Annotated in this window: 15 protein-coding genes; 4 read left to right on the top strand and 11 right to left on the bottom strand. The window is 48.0% G+C overall.

Translation table 11 applies throughout. The features are described from left to right. Positions 1–104: 104 nt before the first annotated feature. Both mfd and EOPP23_RS14355 read left to right on the top strand, forming a co-directional pair. Complete coding sequence (gene mfd, locus EOPP23_RS14350; RefSeq protein WP_153766697.1) at positions 105–3,566, top strand: transcription-repair coupling factor; 3,462 nt, start codon at positions 105–107, stop codon at positions 3,564–3,566. A 71-nt stretch (positions 3,567–3,637) separates the two neighbouring features. Next, entirely contained in the window at positions 3,638–4,561 is a 924-nt protein-coding gene (locus EOPP23_RS14355; RefSeq protein WP_153766698.1) for a CsiV family protein, read from the top strand. A gap of 64 nt (positions 4,562–4,625) precedes the next feature. On the opposite strand, the gene EOPP23_RS14360 is transcribed toward EOPP23_RS14355, so the two are convergent. The 8 genes from EOPP23_RS14360 to EOPP23_RS14395 all read right to left on the bottom strand — a co-directional run bounded on the left by EOPP23_RS14360 (position 4,626) and on the right by EOPP23_RS14395 (position 11,062). Then, entirely contained in the window at positions 4,626–5,054 is a 429-nt protein-coding gene (locus EOPP23_RS14360; protein WP_153766699.1) for an ATP-binding protein, read from the bottom strand. Between the two features lie 2 nt (positions 5,055–5,056). After that, positions 5,057–5,389, bottom strand: a complete 333-nt coding sequence (locus EOPP23_RS14365; RefSeq protein ID WP_153766700.1) for an STAS domain-containing protein — start codon at positions 5,387–5,389, stop codon at positions 5,057–5,059. Between the two features lie 9 nt (positions 5,390–5,398). After that, positions 5,399–6,556 (bottom strand): PP2C family protein-serine/threonine phosphatase, encoded by a 1,158-nt coding sequence (locus EOPP23_RS14370; RefSeq protein WP_153766701.1) that lies wholly within the window; start codon positions 6,554–6,556, stop codon positions 5,399–5,401. 28 nt (positions 6,557–6,584) lie between these two features. Then, positions 6,585–7,616 (bottom strand): mechanosensitive ion channel family protein, encoded by a 1,032-nt coding sequence (locus EOPP23_RS14375; RefSeq protein ID WP_153766702.1) that lies wholly within the window; start codon positions 7,614–7,616, stop codon positions 6,585–6,587. A gap of 94 nt (positions 7,617–7,710) precedes the next feature. Continuing rightward, on the bottom strand, positions 7,711–8,811 hold the full coding sequence (locus EOPP23_RS14380) for a mechanosensitive ion channel family protein (RefSeq protein WP_153766703.1): 1,101 nt from the start codon (positions 8,809–8,811) through the stop codon (positions 7,711–7,713). Positions 8,812–8,822: 11 nt separating this feature from the next. Beyond that, the gene (gene nagZ, locus EOPP23_RS14385) at positions 8,823–9,884 is read right to left on the bottom strand and encodes a beta-N-acetylhexosaminidase (protein WP_153766704.1); all 1,062 of its coding nucleotides are present in this window, start codon (positions 9,882–9,884) and stop codon (positions 8,823–8,825) included. Then, positions 9,881–10,378, bottom strand: coding sequence for a L,D-transpeptidase family protein (locus EOPP23_RS14390; RefSeq protein ID WP_370514772.1), 498 nt, complete (start codon positions 10,376–10,378; stop codon positions 9,881–9,883). The genes nagZ and EOPP23_RS14390 overlap by 4 nt, the downstream gene beginning before the upstream one ends. Positions 10,379–10,411: 33 nt before the next feature. Then, positions 10,412–11,062 carry a TetR/AcrR family transcriptional regulator gene (locus EOPP23_RS14395; RefSeq protein WP_153766706.1) on the bottom strand — a complete coding sequence of 217 codons (651 nt, stop codon included), beginning with the start codon at positions 11,060–11,062 and terminating at the stop codon, positions 10,412–10,414. A 305-nt stretch (positions 11,063–11,367) separates the two neighbouring features. On the opposite strand from EOPP23_RS14395, the gene lexA reads away from it, so the two are divergent. Beyond that, positions 11,368–11,967, top strand: coding sequence for a transcriptional repressor LexA (lexA, locus tag EOPP23_RS14400; protein WP_153766707.1), 600 nt, complete (start codon positions 11,368–11,370; stop codon positions 11,965–11,967). Between the two features lie 16 nt (positions 11,968–11,983). Then, positions 11,984–12,532, top strand: a complete 549-nt coding sequence (locus EOPP23_RS14405) for a cell division inhibitor SulA (protein ID WP_153766708.1) — start codon at positions 11,984–11,986, stop codon at positions 12,530–12,532. Between the two features lie 42 nt (positions 12,533–12,574). On the opposite strand, the gene EOPP23_RS14410 is transcribed toward EOPP23_RS14405, so the two are convergent. The 3 genes from EOPP23_RS14410 to topA all read right to left on the bottom strand — a co-directional run bounded on the left by EOPP23_RS14410 (position 12,575) and on the right by topA (position 16,182). After that, complete coding sequence (locus tag EOPP23_RS14410) at positions 12,575–12,835, bottom strand: hypothetical protein (protein ID WP_153766709.1); 261 nt, start codon at positions 12,833–12,835, stop codon at positions 12,575–12,577. A gap of 125 nt (positions 12,836–12,960) precedes the next feature. Then, complete coding sequence (locus tag EOPP23_RS14415; protein WP_153766710.1) at positions 12,961–13,449, bottom strand: DUF6586 family protein; 489 nt, start codon at positions 13,447–13,449, stop codon at positions 12,961–12,963. A 90-nt stretch (positions 13,450–13,539) separates the two neighbouring features. Next, complete coding sequence (gene topA / locus EOPP23_RS14420) at positions 13,540–16,182, bottom strand: type I DNA topoisomerase (protein WP_153766711.1); 2,643 nt, start codon at positions 16,180–16,182, stop codon at positions 13,540–13,542. Positions 16,183–16,325: the final 143 nt, after the last annotated feature.

Genomic DNA, 16,325 nt, shown 5'->3' on the forward strand with positions numbered 1-16,325 from the left:
ACTTGGTATCTGAACGGTCTAAAGGCTACAATGCTAACGCCCTACAGGCAGAATTCACCCTGCCTGATCATGCTATTGAATTGTGCAGGACGAATACGGATTACATGTCTCAGGCAAGCGCGACACTTCCATCTTTCCCGTTACCCGGCAAGCCGGGAGAAAAAAACTTCTGGGGCAACTTGCCCGATTCGGCCAGTACTCTGGCCATAGCCAGAGCTTTTGAAGAGAGCCAGCAACCGGTATTGGTGGTGACAGCGGACTCCAGTCAGGCCATTCGACTGGAAGAGGAACTGGAATTCTTTCTGCAGGATCGGAAGCACGCCGAAATCTTTCATTTCCCGGACTGGGAAATTCTGCCCTACGACGCTTTTTCACCCCATCAGGACATAGTTTCCCAGCGTCTTGATACTCTTTACCGGCTTCGTAATGTTAAGCAGTCGATACTGATTATTTCGGTCTCAACCTTGATACACCGACTTTGCCCAAGAAGCTATCTGGAAGCCAACTGTCTGGTACTGAAACGTAACGAACGTTTTGTTATGGAAGACAAGCGCAAACAGCTGGAGCAAGCCGGTTATCGTTGTGTTGATACGGTCTATGAGCACGGCGAATTTGCTATTCGGGGCGCCATGATGGACATCTTCCCCATGGGGTCCACCCTGCCCTACCGGATTGATCTGTTTGATGATGAAATTGACACGCTGCGAACCTTTGATCCTGAGACCCAACGTTCCATTGATCAGGTTGATCATATTGAATTGTTGCCGGGACATGAGTTTCCGCTGGATAAATCATCACGGGATAGATTCCGTTCAGCCTTCAGGGATAAATTCGATGTCGATCATCGTGACTGCCCGATTTATCAGGATATTGGCCTGGGTATGGCCAGCCCGGGTATCGAGTACTATCTGCCGTTGTTCTTTGATGGAACCGCCAGTCTGTTTGATCACCTCTCCGAGCAGACCTGCATAATCCAGTGCGAAGGTGTACAGGATGCCATGGAGCAGTTCTGGCGTGATGTAACTGATCGTTATGAAAATCGGAAAGTCGATCCATTACGACCATTGCTGGCACCTTCAGAAGTGTTACTGCCTGTAGCTGAGTTAAACCAGAAGCTGAAAGCTTATCCAAGGGTTTTCCTTAATAAAGAGGCTGTTAAGGAAACACAGGGCTATCTGAATCTTGATCATCAGTCGCTGCCTGAGTTGACTCTTAATGCCAGAGCCGATAATCCGCTTGCGCCACTGCAGCAGCTGATTGATCAACAACAGCGAATATTGCTGGTTGCAGAAACGGCCGGACGCAGGGAAGTGTTACTGGAGTTGCTGGCTGAATCCAATATCAAGCCGGTGAATTTTAATAGCCTGAGTACCTTTTTGAGTCGTACAGAGCCGTTGGGTATCACCGTTGGTGGTCTCTATTCCGGTATTTATCTCGACTCTCCAGAACTGGCCATTGTTCCCGAGTCTCTGCTGCTTGGTCAGCGAGTTATGCAAAAGCGCCGTCGCAAAGGCGTAACGGAAGTTGAAACCGATCAAACCATCCGTAACCTGACCGAGCTGCGTGAAGGTGCGCCCGTGGTTCATATAGATCACGGTGTCGGTCGTTACCGTGGTTTACAGACGCTTTCAGTGGATGGTCAGGAGACCGAGTTTGTGACGCTGGAATACGCCAGCGAAGCCAAGCTTTATATTCCCGTTGCTTCACTGCATCTGATCGCCCGTTATACAGGTACCGATGATGAGTTGGCGCCATTGCATCGTCTTGGCAGTGAGCAGTGGACAAAAGCGCGCCGTAAAGCCGCTGAAAAAGCTCGTGATGCCGCTGCAGAGTTGCTGGATATCTATGCCCGCCGTGAAGCCAGAAAAGGTTTTTCCTTTGATTCGCCGGATCAGCAGTACCACGCATTCAGTGCCGGTTTCCCGTTTGAGGAAACGCCTGACCAGCAGCAGGCTATCGATAATGTCATCAGGGATATGACTGCGATTCAGCCTATGGATCGTCTGGTTTGTGGTGATGTTGGTTTTGGTAAAACCGAAGTAGCCATGCGAGCCGCTTTTCTTGCCGCTCAGAGTGGCAAGCAGGTAGCCATTCTTGTGCCAACAACCCTGCTGGCGCAACAGCATTATGAAAGCTTCAGGGATCGCTTCGCTGACTGGCCAGTAGAAATTGATGTCGCATCTCGATTCAAAACTGCCAAGCAGGTTCAGGGATTAAAGGATAAAGCCGCTGAAGGCAAGCTGGACATCATCATTGGTACCCACAAGCTGATTCAGAGTGACTTCAAATTCAAGAATCTTGGCTTGCTGATCATTGATGAGGAACACCGCTTCGGTGTCCGCCATAAGGAAATGCTGAAATCCATGCGTTCCGAAGTGGATATTCTTACTTTGACTGCGACGCCTATTCCAAGAACCCTGAATATGGCCATGTCCGGTATTCGTGATCTGTCGATAATTGCCACACCGCCAGCTCGACGCCTATCGGTAAAAACCTTTGTTCGCCAACACGACCAGCATCTGATTAAAGAAGCGATTCTTCGTGAACTGCTTCGTGGTGGTCAGGTTTATTACCTTCATAATGAAGTGTCGACCATTGAGAAAGCTGCGGCAGACCTGGAAGCCCTGATTCCTGAAGCTCGTGTTGCTATTGGCCATGGCCAGATGCGCGAACGGGAACTGGAACAGGTGATGTCTGACTTCTATCACAAACGGTTCAATATTCTGGTGTGCACCACCATTATTGAAACCGGTATCGATGTTCCCAGCGCCAATACCATTGTTATTCATCGTGCTGACAAGTTTGGTCTGGCTCAGCTTCACCAGCTTCGCGGTCGTGTCGGGCGCTCACACCACCAGGCTTACGCCTATCTGATGACACCTAACCAGAAAGCCATGACCAAGGATGCGCTCAAGCGTCTGGATGCCATTGCTGAAGCTCAGGATTTGGGGGCAGGTTTTATGCTGGCGTCCAACGACCTGGAAATTCGTGGTGCCGGTGAGCTTCTGGGTGAAGGTCAGAGCGGACAGATTCAGAGTGTTGGTTTCACCCTTTATACAGAAATGCTGGAAAAAGCCGTAGAAGCGATCAAAAAAGGTGAAACACCGGACCTTGATAAACCGCTGCAACAGAACAGTGATGTTAATTTGAGACTCCCTGCCCTGTTGCCGGAAGATTATATCCATGACGTTCATACACGACTGGTGCTTTATAAACGCATTGCCGCTGCCAGTAATAATGATGCGCTGAAATCTCTGCAGGTTGAACTGATTGATCGCTTTGGGCTCCTGCCGGATCAGACTAAAAACCTGTTCAGACAGACACGCTTACGCTTGAAAGCCGAGAAGATGGGTGTGGTGAAAATCGATGCCGGCGCTGGCAGTGCTCGACTGGAATTCAACAGTCAACCGGATATTGACCCTGTTGCCATCATCAAGCTGATCCAGTCCGAGCCCATGTCATATCGACTGGAAGGCAGCAGCATTCTCAAGTACAGTGGCTCGATGGATAAAGCTGAACAGCGTTTTCAGCTACTGGAAGGCTTGCTGGATCGACTGGCCAGTTAACGCTGCACGGAAAGCCTGCGCTATATAGAAAAGCGCAGGCCGAAGACTGCAGGCAGAACCGGAACATTTTAATGAAGAAACGATTACCTTTTTTGCTGATCGGCGTGCTGAGTAGTCTTCAGGCGACAGCGCAGGTAAATAATGCCAATGGCATTGAAGAGAAAAAAGAACAATGGTATCAAGCTGATCTGGTGGTGTTTCTTAATAAAACCAGTATGACTGGCACTGAACAATGGCCCGAGATCACTCATAAATTGCTACCAGGCAACATTATTGAGCTGAAATCGGCTGAGGCTGTCACTAAAAACGAGCCTGATCTGGATTGGTTGAATACAGCTACAGATACAGAAAGTGTTGAAATACAGCAATCTCCTGATATTACTCGTGATGCTTATGTAGAACTCCCTTATGAAAAGCAACTGCTGCAAAAGCAGGGTAATATTCTCGACCGAGCCAAAGGTTACAGGGTTCTGAAAAGACAATCCTGGTTGTTATCAATCCGTGAAGGTGAAGAAACACCGGCTGTTGTTATACGACAGACCGAGACTGAATCGGAACAGCCCTTCCAGTTGGAAGGTACGGTTACTGTAAGTTCCGGTCGCTACCTGCACGCTGATCTGGATCTCTGGTATCGGGAGCTGGCAGCAGAAGGCCTGAACAGTCATTATCAAAAACCGGAAGTGGAACTTTTTGAGTCAGTTGAGTTCGAAGCGAGTGATGGCGATGAAAAACCGGTTCAAGAGGCTGAGATAACCATTAAAAAGCCCGACCATCCGGTTATTGGCAAAGATCAGTTGATTTACAGTGACATTGGCAAGCCAATGAAAGTCACCAGAAACTTTCCTTTGCAGCAGAGTCGCAAGATTCAGCGTTCAGAACAAACGCAGTATCTGGATACACCAGTGATTGGTGTCATTTTCAAACTGACACCTTATGAGCATCCGGAGAATAAGAGTCTTTTGGAACTGAAGCCTGAAGATCAGGCATCGAACTGATTGACTACTTTGAAGACAACGCTTTACGACAGAAGATCGGTAATTTGGTTGAGTTCAAACCAGATTACCGAAGCTTCTTTTCCATAATAAAACTGTTTCTGTCACCAATCCGTTGATAGGAAACAGCATCCATCAGCTTATTGACAATATGAAGCCCTCTGCCACTGCACAGCCAGCTGTCTGACTGTTCCGGATCAACTTCAGGTTCTGCATCGGGTTGTAAGGATTCCTGTGGAATGCTTTTACCATGATCGCTGACGGTAAGACGAATCAGTGAATCATCCAGTTCCAGCTCGACCTGAACCTTCTGTCCTGCCTGATTCTCATAGGCGTGTTCAATAGCATTGTTCACTATTTCGACCAGACAAAGCTCAAGCCGGTTGGTTTCAACCGGAGACAGAGTGGTCATGGCACAAACACCGCGAACCGCCATCGCCATCAAAGTGGTGTTGCTCAGTTCGCTGTCGATTTCCAGAGATAACATGGCCGACATACTCAGCTTCCCTTAACAGCCTCGGCTACCGAGTCGTGAACGGTGAACAGCTTGTCCATGGATGTCAGGTCAAACAGGTCCCTTACTGCAGGCTGAGCTTCGGCGAGACTGAATGAACCATTACCGGCCAGCTTTTTAAAGGCTGCAACCAGAGCACCAAGGCCGCTGCTGTCCATAAAACGAACCTGTGACAGATTGACCACCAGATTATGCTTGTCATTTTCGATCAGATCGAAAGCAAAGGTTTTGAATGATTCGGCAATAGAAGCATCCAGCCTCGCCTCTTCCACTTCAATAACGGTGAACTCGCCTTCCTGACGTTGTTCAAAAGACATATTCAGCTCCTATGGATTCCATTCCAGTAATAGATAAGTTACATCGTCGTCAAAACCATCCTGATTTCGCCACTGACTTATTTCCTGCTCTACATGACGTATCGTTTCAGACACGCTGAACTGGAGGCTGTAAATCAGTGCGGTCAGTAATCTCTGTTCTTCGTATTGTTCACCCTGCGGGTCTTCACACTCGGTAATGCCGTCGGAATAAAGAAACAGACGATCACCGGGTTGCAGTTGTAGTGTCTGGTTCTGGTACTCCATATCAGGCATCATGCCAACGGGAACCCCGCCACCCATTACTGCGTTGACTGTTTTATTTTCAGGGCTGATCCAGAGCGCTGGAGGATGCCCTGCCTGAGCAATGACTACCTCTCCGGTTCTGCTGTTGATTACGCCGTAAACCGCCGTGAAATAAAGCATGGATTCAGGTGTGGTTTGAAAACGGTTGTTCAGAGATGCAAGCACTTCTGCAGGGTTGCTTAATGCGGCTTCAACGTCTGAACTCTCGGAAAGAATATTGTTAAGCGTAAAAGAGAAGAGTGCCGAAGGTATGCCGTGGCCGGCAACATCAAGCTGATAAAAGGCAATACGTTCACCATCCACCGGATGATAACCAAACATATCGCCGCCCAGAATCTTGCTGGGCTTAAAGAACCAGTCGAAATCCACCTTCTGTATCGTTGCAGGTTTGGCCAATAAAGACTCTTGAGTACAGGCTGCCGATTCCAGATCTTTTTCTATGGTATGAATAGCTTCAGAGAGTTGCTGGTTCTGCTGTTCCAGCTGTTGCTCCAGCTCGATAATTCGTATGCCTGCATTAAGGCGAGCATCGAGTTCTTCAAAATTGACCGGTTTGACCAGAAAGTCATCCGCACCATTATTCATACCTTCGACCACGGCCTGACGGTCTGATTTTCCGGTCAGAAGAATAAAGTAGGTGTAACGCTCACCCGTGGTTTTTCGAACCTGCTGAAGCAGTTCAATGCCGTCCATTCCTGGCATCATCCAGTCACTGATCACAATCCGGATATCCGGCTGTGACTGCAACATGGCAAAGGCCTGCTCACCGTCTTCGGCTTCCAGCACGGTGTGACCTTTTTTGCGAAGCACCACCGACAGCAGCATGCGCTGGTCTCTGGCATCTTCGACAATCAGTATATTCATGCTGCTGTTGTCGGCATGACAGAATGAATCATGATTCTTTAAGATAGCGAACCACAGGGTAGGCAAAATCTGCGCCTGCGGCTTTTACTGCATCGGCAATGATCATCATCACCTGCTCCTGTACCCGGACAAAATCAACTCGACCGGTGGGGATAACATGAACCCTGATCTGGCAGTCCAGTGCGGATTCACCGTATTTAAGGAATCGTGCGTAATACGGCTCTTTGCAATTGAGTTCTGTGTGCTGTTTGAACGCTTCGCAGATACTGTTCATTACCGCTTCTACTTTATCGAAATCTTCATAACGAAGACCGAAGTTCTCAACGATGCGGCGGTTAAGCATCCGTGAAGGTGTTTCAATAACAATGCTGGTGAAGACTGAATTGGGTACATAAATGGGTCGACGCTCAAAAGTACGAATTCGTGTCAGTCGCCAGCCAATATGTTCTACATGACCTTCAATATTACGATCGGGGGATTTAATCCAGTCTCCTTCCTTAAAAGGTCGGTCGACCATAAGCATCAAACCGCCAAAGAAATTGGCCAGCCAGTCCTTGGCGGCCAGACCAAGGACGATACCGCCAACACCACCAAAAGTTAGCAATGCAGACAGTGAGTACCCCAGTTTTTGCGCCAGTGCCAGAACTGCAAATATGACCAGTATGATCTGCACGATACGGGAAATGCTGGCAGCAAGATCATAGCTGAGGTTTCTGATATAGCCCTGACGGGAAAGTTCAGGCAATGATCGGGTTACTCGAATAAGTATCCAGAGTGGGAATGCTACAGAAACAACGACTTCCAGTATTCGCAACCAGTCATGCCAGAGATCACCCTCGTGAGGGTCAACGATATGCAGAAAGTAAAACAGGCAGAGAATCCAGGGCAGCAGCAATAAAGGATATCTGACAGTTGTTACAAGTAGTCTTCGCAACTGGTGTTGGTCAGCTCTTTGCCAGCGATGAAGAATAATATGAATCAACCAGCATAAAACCAATGCAGCTGCTAGTGACATTGCGATCATCAGGGATTGACTGGATAGCCAGGCCGTTAAACTCATAACCGCTCCATGGATTATCAGTTTAAGAAAATACGGCCGGTATCATGATGTCAGGCCGCTGTTATGTTAAACAGCGACCTGTGAAGGCGTGGCTTTAGGCAGGCTCTATTTGGGAGGCTAAAGATGTAATAAACGGTGAAGGGTCAATAGTGCGTGTAGGAAAGGCAATATCCGCATTGTGCTTATGAATGATGTTCATCACTTCCAGCAGCACTTCCTGTTTGATTCGATGAAACTCAACCCAGTCCGTGGTGCGAGTAAAGCAGTAGATAAAGCAGTCCAGCGAAGAGGCACCGAAACGATCAAAATTCACCATCAGGGTTTTATCGCTGGCAATATCTGTATTCTGTTGCAGGTAGCTTTTGATCTCGGCAAGAATGGCATGCACCTGTCGACCATCCTGATAACGCAAACCGATGGCTTCCTTGATGCGTCTGTTTTCCATACGGGACGGATTTTCAACAGAGATGCTGGTGAAGGTTGCATTTGGAACATAAAGTGGGCGTTTATCAAAGGTGCGAATACGGGTCTGGCGCCAGCCAATATATTCCACAGTGCCTTCGATATTTTTGTCCGGTGAACGGATCCAGTCGCCTACTTTAAAGGGCTTGTCGAGATAGACCATCAGGCCGCCAAAGAAATTGGCCAGCATATCCTTGGCGGCAAAACCAATGGCTAAACCACCCACACCACCAAATGCCAAAATACCTGAAATACTGTAGCCAAGCACTTGTAAACTAATAAGAAAAGCGATGATCACAATAATAGTGCGGAACAGTCGGCCTACAGCAACGACCGCTGTCGGATCCTTTTTTACACTGGCAGCATCCTGATTCAGATAACTCTTTTCAAGGCGTCTGATGAACCGATAGAGACACCAGCCAGCAATGTACACGAATGAGATATCAGACAGTTTTCTGATACCTTTCAGTACTTCCAACTGGGTTTCAAGATGAATAATGTCGATGGACCAGCCGAAAGCGATCAGCCAGACTAATGAGATAACAGGCTTTCTGGCTGACTTGATAAGAGCATCATCCCAGAGCACCCTGGTCTTTTCTGCCTGTATAGTCAGCACACTAAAGAACCTGCTCATGAACAAGTGACAGGCAACAGCCATGCCGAAAACGATCAGCAACTGCCCTATTCCACTCGGCAAGTCGGCTCCAAACAAGTAGGTGGTTATCTCATCCATCAGAACAACACTCAGTCAGTATAACGTTGAATCAGGTGATCGATTTTATCACGGCAGTTAAGGTATCGTTCAGAACTTCGCAGCTGATTGCCATCAACCGCCTGTTTTTTCATCAGAGTTTGAATCAGTTCTGGATCGGCTTGGTAATCAGTAATTTCTGACAGTACCTCTTTTACACCGTCTCGATTGCTCAGAATTAACAGGTTGCAGCCTGCAGACAGTGCACGTCGAACGCGTTCAGAATAACTTCCCGCAGAAGCGGCTCCTTCCATAGTCAGGCAATCACTCATTACCAGGCCTTTAAAGCCGAGCTGCTTTCTAAGAATGTCCTGTAGCCATTTTTTGGAGAAGCCCGTCGGACTGGAATCGACTTGATCAAACACAATATGGGCCGGCATCAGGGCTTCAATGCCAGATTCGATGGCAGTTACAAAAGGCTTCAGATCACGGTTTTCAATGTCTTGCCACGAGCGTGAATCAACCGGTAAATCAAGGTGGGAGTCAAGATCAACACTGCCATGGCCGGGGAAATGTTTGCCGATATTAGCCATTCCAGCTTCATTGACACCCGCTCGCCATGCTTCAGTCAGTTGTATAACTGTTTCAGTGTCATGCCCGAAAGCGCGGGTCCCAATGACGGTATTCAGCCCCAGATCCAGATCCAGAACGGGAGCGAGACTTAGATCAATGTCACAGGCCAGTAATTCCGATGCCATCAACCAGCCAGCGTCTTTGGTCAGTGCCAGCGCATTTTCAGGATCACGGTTGTAGTAACGGGCATAGCTGGCTGCAGGAGGTAGACGGGTAAATTCGGTTTTAAAACGCTGAACAAGACCACCTTCCTGATCAACCGTGATCAACAGGTTTTCTCTGACAGAGCGTATGCTGTTAACCAGCTGAATAAGTTGTTCTTTCCCTGTGAAGTTACGGCTGAATAGCAGAACACCAGCGACCTTAGGGTGAACAAGTATCTCTCTGTCTTCCTGACTAAGCTCAGTACCCGGCAGATCGACCAGAAGAGCGCCACTGTTTTTGTGATTCTTTTCGCCATTGGATGGACTGGTTGATGTCACAGTATATCTTCCCTGCTGTTGACAATGTTGATGCTGATACCGGCTTGAATCCTGTCAAAAAGCTCAATCAGATCTTTACCATGCATGCGGATGCAGCCCTTTGAGCCAGGTTTACCCATGGTCGCATGATCCGGTGAGCCATGGATATAAACGTATCGACGCATGGTATCGACATTACCCAGGCGATTGAAACCAACTTCGGTTCCGCTTAGCCAGAGAATGCGGGTAAGTATCCAGTCTCGTCTTACCGGGTAATTTTCCTGCAGTTCAGAAGAAAATATTTCACCGGTAGGACGGCGGGAAACAAATACAGTATGAAGAGGGCAACCGTCACCAATTTTAGCTCGAATAATGTGCCTGCCCAGTGGTGTCTGCCAGCTTCCTTCCTGCTGGCCAGTTCCTTTGCTGGCAGTGGAGACTGAATAACGGTGCAGTACACCGTTGTCATCGGTCAGTTCAAGGGTCTGGCTGTCTATAAAAACATTGATGTGCACGCTGGGGCTAACCTTTGCTATCAATTATGCTGATCAAGAGTGGCCTTCATCATAAGTTGCATGGGCACGGAGTCCTGCAGCCATAAAAGGTACCATTCTTCGCATAATAGCTTCTATATCGTCATCAATGCCATGATCTCGTTTGGCAATGGCCAGTAACGCTTCTGACCCGGACATGGCGAAAATAGCAGAGCCCAGAATAAAGTAGCTGCGCCAGTACATATCAGACACTGGCAGACCGGGGCAGGATCCATAGAGCTTTTCAAAATAGCGAGCCAGTGTGGCACCGTAACTTTCGGTAAGGAAGCGTTTCAAGTGGCCTTGATTCTGGGTATACGCCAGCCCCATCAAGCGCATGAATATCGCAATATCATTTGGACGACGGGGTTTTACTGCCAGAATATGGTTAACAAGAAGCTCCAGCACTTCTTCGACTTCCATCATCTTGCTGTCACTGGACAGATTTTCCAGAGACTGATCCAGCCCGGCCATAAACGGATCAAGAAAGCGGCCAAACACCGCCTGAATCAATTCCTTCTTGGAACCGAAATGATAATTCACTGCTGCCAGGTTTACTTTGGCATCGCTGGTGATAGCTCTGAGAGACGTTTCTGCAAACCCGTGTTCAGCAAAGAGTAATTCTGCAGAGTCGAGAATGCGTTCTACTGTGGTCGATCGAGACATAGGCAAACATCAGTTAAGAAACAAGTGTTTCAAACCTACGTTTGAAAACTGCAGCTGTCAAGGAGAGGAGTCAGGCAAAGGCTGAGAATTACTGCTTTTTAGAGGGTGAACAGTATGACCAGATAAATGTATCACAGCTTTTTCAGAAGCACATTGAAGTCACTGTTACAGATGGTTAACCGCTTTGATGGTCGACAGTCATGCCGATAAAGGAAGCAATAAGAAATAAATCTGCTCAACAATAGTTGATACAGTAAAAATACTGTATATAATTACAGATACTGTATATAACAACAGGCTTAAACATGATTAAGCTCACCAAAAGGCAAAGCGAAATACTTGATCTGATCAAGTCGCATATCGAAGAAACCGGTTTCCCTCCTACTCGTGCAGAAATTGCTCGCACTTTTGGTTTCCGTTCTCCTAACGCCGCTGAAGAGCATCTACGGGCGCTGGCCAGAAAAGGTGCTATCGAAATCACCCCTGGAGCTTCCAGAGGTATTCGCATTCCTGATTCGCATCAGGATGGTCTGCCAATAATTGGTCAGGTGGCAGCGGGTAACCCTATCCTCGCCCAGGAGCATATTGAAGATCATCTCAATCTGAATCCGGGCTTCTTTGTGCCACAGGCTGACTTCCTGCTTCGGGTAAAAGGTATGAGCATGAAGGATATCGGTATTCTCGATGGTGACCTTCTTGCTGTTCATAAAACGACTGAGGTTCGAAATGGCCAGGTGGTCGTTGCCCGAATAGAAGACGAAGTGACGGTAAAGCGATTCGAGCAAAATGGTAATCAGGTGCTGCTTCATGCAGAAAATGAAGAGTTTGACACTATTGTTGTTGATCTGAGTGAAAACAGTTTTGCCATTGAAGGCTTAAGTGTAGGCGTAATAAGAAACCATTAAGAGTTTATAATATGCCATGAGTGAAGAATTCATGGCAAAAAAACGCAAGCTGTGCGTTTGTCAGGAGGAAGTCACCATGCTCTATTCATCAGATTCTTTTCTTTACAAGTCCACCCCTTCCAGGCCAATTGACAGGAGTGGGCTTAGCAGTAAAAGAAATGAGCAGCAAAGAAAGCAAAAGCGCAAGCTGGGTTCAGTTAATGAACTGATTCTCTCGGACAACCCCTGGCAATCGGACTTTATTCTTACCCCTATTCTCAATCAGCTGGCCGATAATAGCGAGCAGCGCTGGTTAACACTGGTGCTGAGTGATGATGCCTCTGATAAGACCAGAAGCTGGTTGAAACAGTCCGGCATCAACCACACTAAGGTTCAGGTGATCAACCCAAAGGGTAAAGCAGACCTGCTGGAGCTGACTCGCAAAGCTCTGGCTTCAGGTACAAGCCATACCGTGATCAGTTGGTTGAATGAAGTAGATAATGAAAATCTGGACCTGCTGGAATCCGCAGCGAAGAATGGGCATTGTCAGGCTTTGGCTATTCGCAGTAGAAACAGAGCTGCCTGACTCTCACAGAAAGAGTCAGTCGAAACAAACAGCAGATAAGAGTCAGTGCAGTACTCTGTTTTCAGGAACTTCATCGTCTGAAGATTGAGGCTGAGTCAGTTCTGCAACTTCCTTCATACCAGCATCAAACATAGCTTTGGCTACCTGAAGGTATTCGCCTTCGAGATAGGATTTGGCTTCTTCAGAAAACTTCATGGTCAGTAATGGTTCTTCACTGTCGTCGTCATCGCTACGACGTAAGACAATCTCACCATTGGGCAACTCGACGATTTCAAGAAAAGAAGCAGCTCTGTCCTGATCCATAATACTAACCACACCTATGCAGATTCACAGCAGGAAGCTGTCTGTAATTGTTGACCGCTATTATCAGGTAATTTCGTAATATGATCAATCCAGCCTGATTGAATATCCCTTCAGTATCAGCATGCTTACCATTCAAGGTTGAAATTACGGAAGTGCGTTACCAGCTCTTTCATGGCTTTCAATGAATGTTGTGCCTGCTCAATGCTCTTGATGTCATCACTGGTCACCGCATCGCTGGCAAGCAGTGATGCCTGGTATTGAATTGGCTGAAATTCTGACAGAGACAAGGCTTCAAGTTTGCCAATCTCGCTCAACAAGGTGCTTAGCCAGCTATCGGTGTTTTCGAGTTGCTGTAACTGTTCAAGCTCTGACGAAACCGTGTCCTTACTCTTTATCAGCTCACCGGCTTCATGAAGGTTTCTGACAGCGGTATCAGAAATGCCGTAGCTGTTTACTATTTCTGACAGCAGCGATTGGTAGGCCAGTTTGCACTGAAACAGGAAACCTTCCCTGAATCCCTGATAAGCCATACTCTCGGCACTTTCCCAGGCATCCAGTTGTAAGCGGGCGTTATGTAGTTTTTTATTAGTAATGGACTGCCATGAGCTGGACATTACAACCTCTCTTTTCTTTCTAGAAGAACGCCCTGACAATGCAGGGCGTTCCGGGTGTTGCTATCACAAAAAAATCTGGTTAAAACGTAATCAGGCTTTCTTGCGCTTCTTGGTGGTCTTTTCAGTCCACTTGCCGTCGTCAAAGGTAGCACTCCAGCCCGTCGCCTTGGCATCAACCTCGCTCATTACATACTGAGTTTTGGTCTTGCGGCTGTAGCGAATAATGGACGGATTGCCATCAGGATCCTGTCTTGGCGCATCAAACAGATAACCGTATTTTGGATCAATCTCGGCCTGATGTGGAATCAGTTCGCTTACCTGAGGTGCACGGGTTTCCCTGTTCTTTGGAAACTGACTGGCCGCAAGAAACAGTCCAGACGCACCGTCACGGAGAATATAATGATCTTCCACCTTCAGACACTTCAGCTCCGGCATTGGAACCGGGTCCATTTTCGGTGGCGCAGCTTCACCGCTCTTGAGCAGCTTACGGGTGTTTTTGCATTCAGAGTTGGTGCAACCAAAGTACTTGCCAAAACGACCAGACTTTAACTGCATTTCTGAACCACACTTATCGCAATCCAGCAGCGGACCATCATACCCCTTGAGTTTGAACTGCCCTGTTTCCACTTCAAAGCCGGAACAGTCCGGATTGTTACCGCAAACGTGCAGCTTGCGCTGTTCGTCGATCAGGTAGCTTTCCATGGCTGTCGCGCACTTAGGACAGCGATGCATGGCACGAAGCGCGTTAACTTCTGCGTTCTCATCGTCTGCGTCTTCTGCTTCATCACCCGGTACCAGGTTGATGGTGCTCTTGCAGCGTTCTTTTGGTGGCAGTGAATAGCCAGAGCAACCCAGGAATACACCGGTACTGGCCGTACGAATCATCATCTCGCGGCTGCACTCGGGACATTTGATATCGGTTGGAGTCGGGTCATTGGCCCGCATACCGTCATCAAGGTCTTCGGCATGTTCCAGCTTCTTGCTGAAATCACCGTAGAAATTGTTCAGTAGATTTTTCCAGTCTTCCTGACCTTCTGCCACCGAATCAAGATTACCTTCCATGTGAGCCGTGAAGTTGTAATCCATCAAATCGGTAAAGTTCTCAGACAGGCGATCGGTAACAATGTCACCCATCTTCTCTGCGTAGAAACGACGATTTTTCAGCGAAACGTAACCACGGTCCTGAATGGTCGAGATGATGGATGCATAGGTTGACGGACGACCAATGCCCTTTTTCTCAAGCTCTTTTACCAACGCAGCTTCACTGAATCGTGCTGGCGGCTTGGTAAACAGCTGGCGTGGGTCCAGCTCTTTCAGGTTGAGTTTCTCACCTTTCTCCAGAGCAGGAAGAATCAGATCTTCGCCTTTACGACCGACTGCTGTCTGAACACGGGTATAACCGTCAAACTTGAGCGTACGGCCTTTAGCTTTCAGCTCGTATTTATCAATCTTGATGGTCAGGGTGGTGCTTAGATACTCAGCTGGTGTCATTTGACAGGCAACGAACTGACGCCAGATCAGTTCATACAGGCGCTCAGCGTCACGCTCCATACCGGTAATGGAACCAGGCTCGGTCTTGACACTGGACGGACGAATCGCTTCGTGAGCTTCCTGTGCGCCGTCTTTGCTGGAGTATACGTTCGGTGATTCAGGCAGGTAACGAATGCCAAATTGATCATCGATGTAATCACGAGCATTCTCCACGGCTTCCTTACTCAGATTGGTGGAGTCTGTACGCATATAGGTGATATGACCAGCTTCATAAAGACGCTGGGCCATCATCATGGTTTTCTTAACACTGAAACCAAGGCGGGTACTGGCTGCCTGTTGCAGTGTTGAAGTAATAAACGGGGCCGAAGGCTTACTTCTGGTTGGCTTGTCTTCACGATCCGTCAGCTGATAGTCAGCTGCTTTCAGTGTGCCCAGAACTACGTCAACAGACGCCTTGTTCTCGGGGCGGAAGTTTTTACCGCTCTCTTTGGCCACTTGAAAACGAATCTCGGTGCCATCTTTGCTGGTGATATCAGCAAAAACTTCCCAGTACTCTTCAGGGATGAACTTACGAACTTCACGTTCCCGCTCAACAACCAGCTTGGCAGCAACAGACTGAACCCGTCCTGCAGACAGGCCGCGGGCAATTTTTGCCCAGAGCAATGGTGAGACCATATAACCCACAACACGGTCGAGGAAACGACGTGCCTGCTGTGCGTTAACGCGATCAATATTCAGCTGACCAGGCTCTTTAAAAGCTTCCTGGATAGCGCTCTTGGTAATCTCGTTGAAAACTACCCGGCGATAGCGGCTTTCATCACCACCAATGGCCTGTTGAAGGTGCCAGGCAATGGCTTCTCCCTCGCGGTCCAAATCGGTCGCGAGATAGACTGTGTCGGCGTTGGCTGCAAGACGACGTAACTCGTCTACAACCTTTTCCTTGCCAGGCAGAATTTCGTAACGGGCTTCCCAGTTCTTTTCCGGGTTAATGCCCATGCGCTCAACAAGTTGCTGACGCGCCTTTTTCTTTTTATGGATGACTTTCTGCTCAGGAGACAGTTTGCGTGTTTCAGCAGCGGCCTTAGCCCTGGCTTTAGCGTCAACCGGTTTCTTGGCACCGCCTGCTGTGGGCAGATCACGTATGTGACCGACACTGGATTTCACCACAAAATCCTTGCCCAGGTATTTGTTTATTGTCTTCGCCTTGGCGGGCGATTCGACGATAACTAGAGATTTGCCCATGCTACCTTACACGTCCTGTAATCATCTCCATTGTTTCAGCCACGCCGCTACAGGCATTTTAATCCTCTGGCTCGGGCTTGTGCTTGCTGAAACAAGAAAGGTCGGGAATTGAAAAATTGTTTCAATATATAAGGTCAAGAAAA

Origin of the sequence: Endozoicomonas sp. OPT23 (assembly GCF_009653635.1) — a bacterium.
Lineage (GTDB): Bacteria > Pseudomonadota > Gammaproteobacteria > Pseudomonadales > Endozoicomonadaceae > Endozoicomonas_A.

What these genes read in the sequence shown, in the direction of transcription:
- mfd (WP_153766697.1), top strand. Translation starts at nt 105, where the DNA reads ATGTCTCAGGCAAGCGCGACACTTCCATCTTTCCCGTTACCCGGCAAG.
- EOPP23_RS14355 (WP_153766698.1), top strand. Translation starts at nt 3,638, where the DNA reads ATGAAGAAACGATTACCTTTTTTGCTGATCGGCGTGCTGAGTAGTCTT.
- EOPP23_RS14360 (WP_153766699.1), bottom strand. Translation starts at nt 5,054, where the DNA reads ATGTCGGCCATGTTATCTCTGGAAATCGACAGCGAACTGAGCAACACC.
- EOPP23_RS14365 (WP_153766700.1), bottom strand. Translation starts at nt 5,389, where the DNA reads ATGTCTTTTGAACAACGTCAGGAAGGCGAGTTCACCGTTATTGAAGTG.
- EOPP23_RS14370 (WP_153766701.1), bottom strand. Translation starts at nt 6,556, where the DNA reads ATGAATATACTGATTGTCGAAGATGCCAGAGACCAGCGCATGCTGCTG.
- EOPP23_RS14375 (WP_153766702.1), bottom strand. Translation starts at nt 7,616, where the DNA reads ATGAGTTTAACGGCCTGGCTATCCAGTCAATCCCTGATGATCGCAATG.
- EOPP23_RS14380 (WP_153766703.1), bottom strand. Translation starts at nt 8,811, where the DNA reads ATGGATGAGATAACCACCTACTTGTTTGGAGCCGACTTGCCGAGTGGA.
- EOPP23_RS14395 (WP_153766706.1), bottom strand. Translation starts at nt 11,062, where the DNA reads ATGTCTCGATCGACCACAGTAGAACGCATTCTCGACTCTGCAGAATTA.
- lexA (WP_153766707.1), top strand. Translation starts at nt 11,368, where the DNA reads ATGATTAAGCTCACCAAAAGGCAAAGCGAAATACTTGATCTGATCAAG.
- EOPP23_RS14405 (WP_153766708.1), top strand. Translation starts at nt 11,984, where the DNA reads ATGAGTGAAGAATTCATGGCAAAAAAACGCAAGCTGTGCGTTTGTCAG.
- EOPP23_RS14410 (WP_153766709.1), bottom strand. Translation starts at nt 12,835, where the DNA reads ATGGATCAGGACAGAGCTGCTTCTTTTCTTGAAATCGTCGAGTTGCCC.
- EOPP23_RS14415 (WP_153766710.1), bottom strand. Translation starts at nt 13,449, where the DNA reads ATGTCCAGCTCATGGCAGTCCATTACTAATAAAAAACTACATAACGCC.
- topA (WP_153766711.1), bottom strand. Translation starts at nt 16,182, where the DNA reads ATGGGCAAATCTCTAGTTATCGTCGAATCGCCCGCCAAGGCGAAGACA.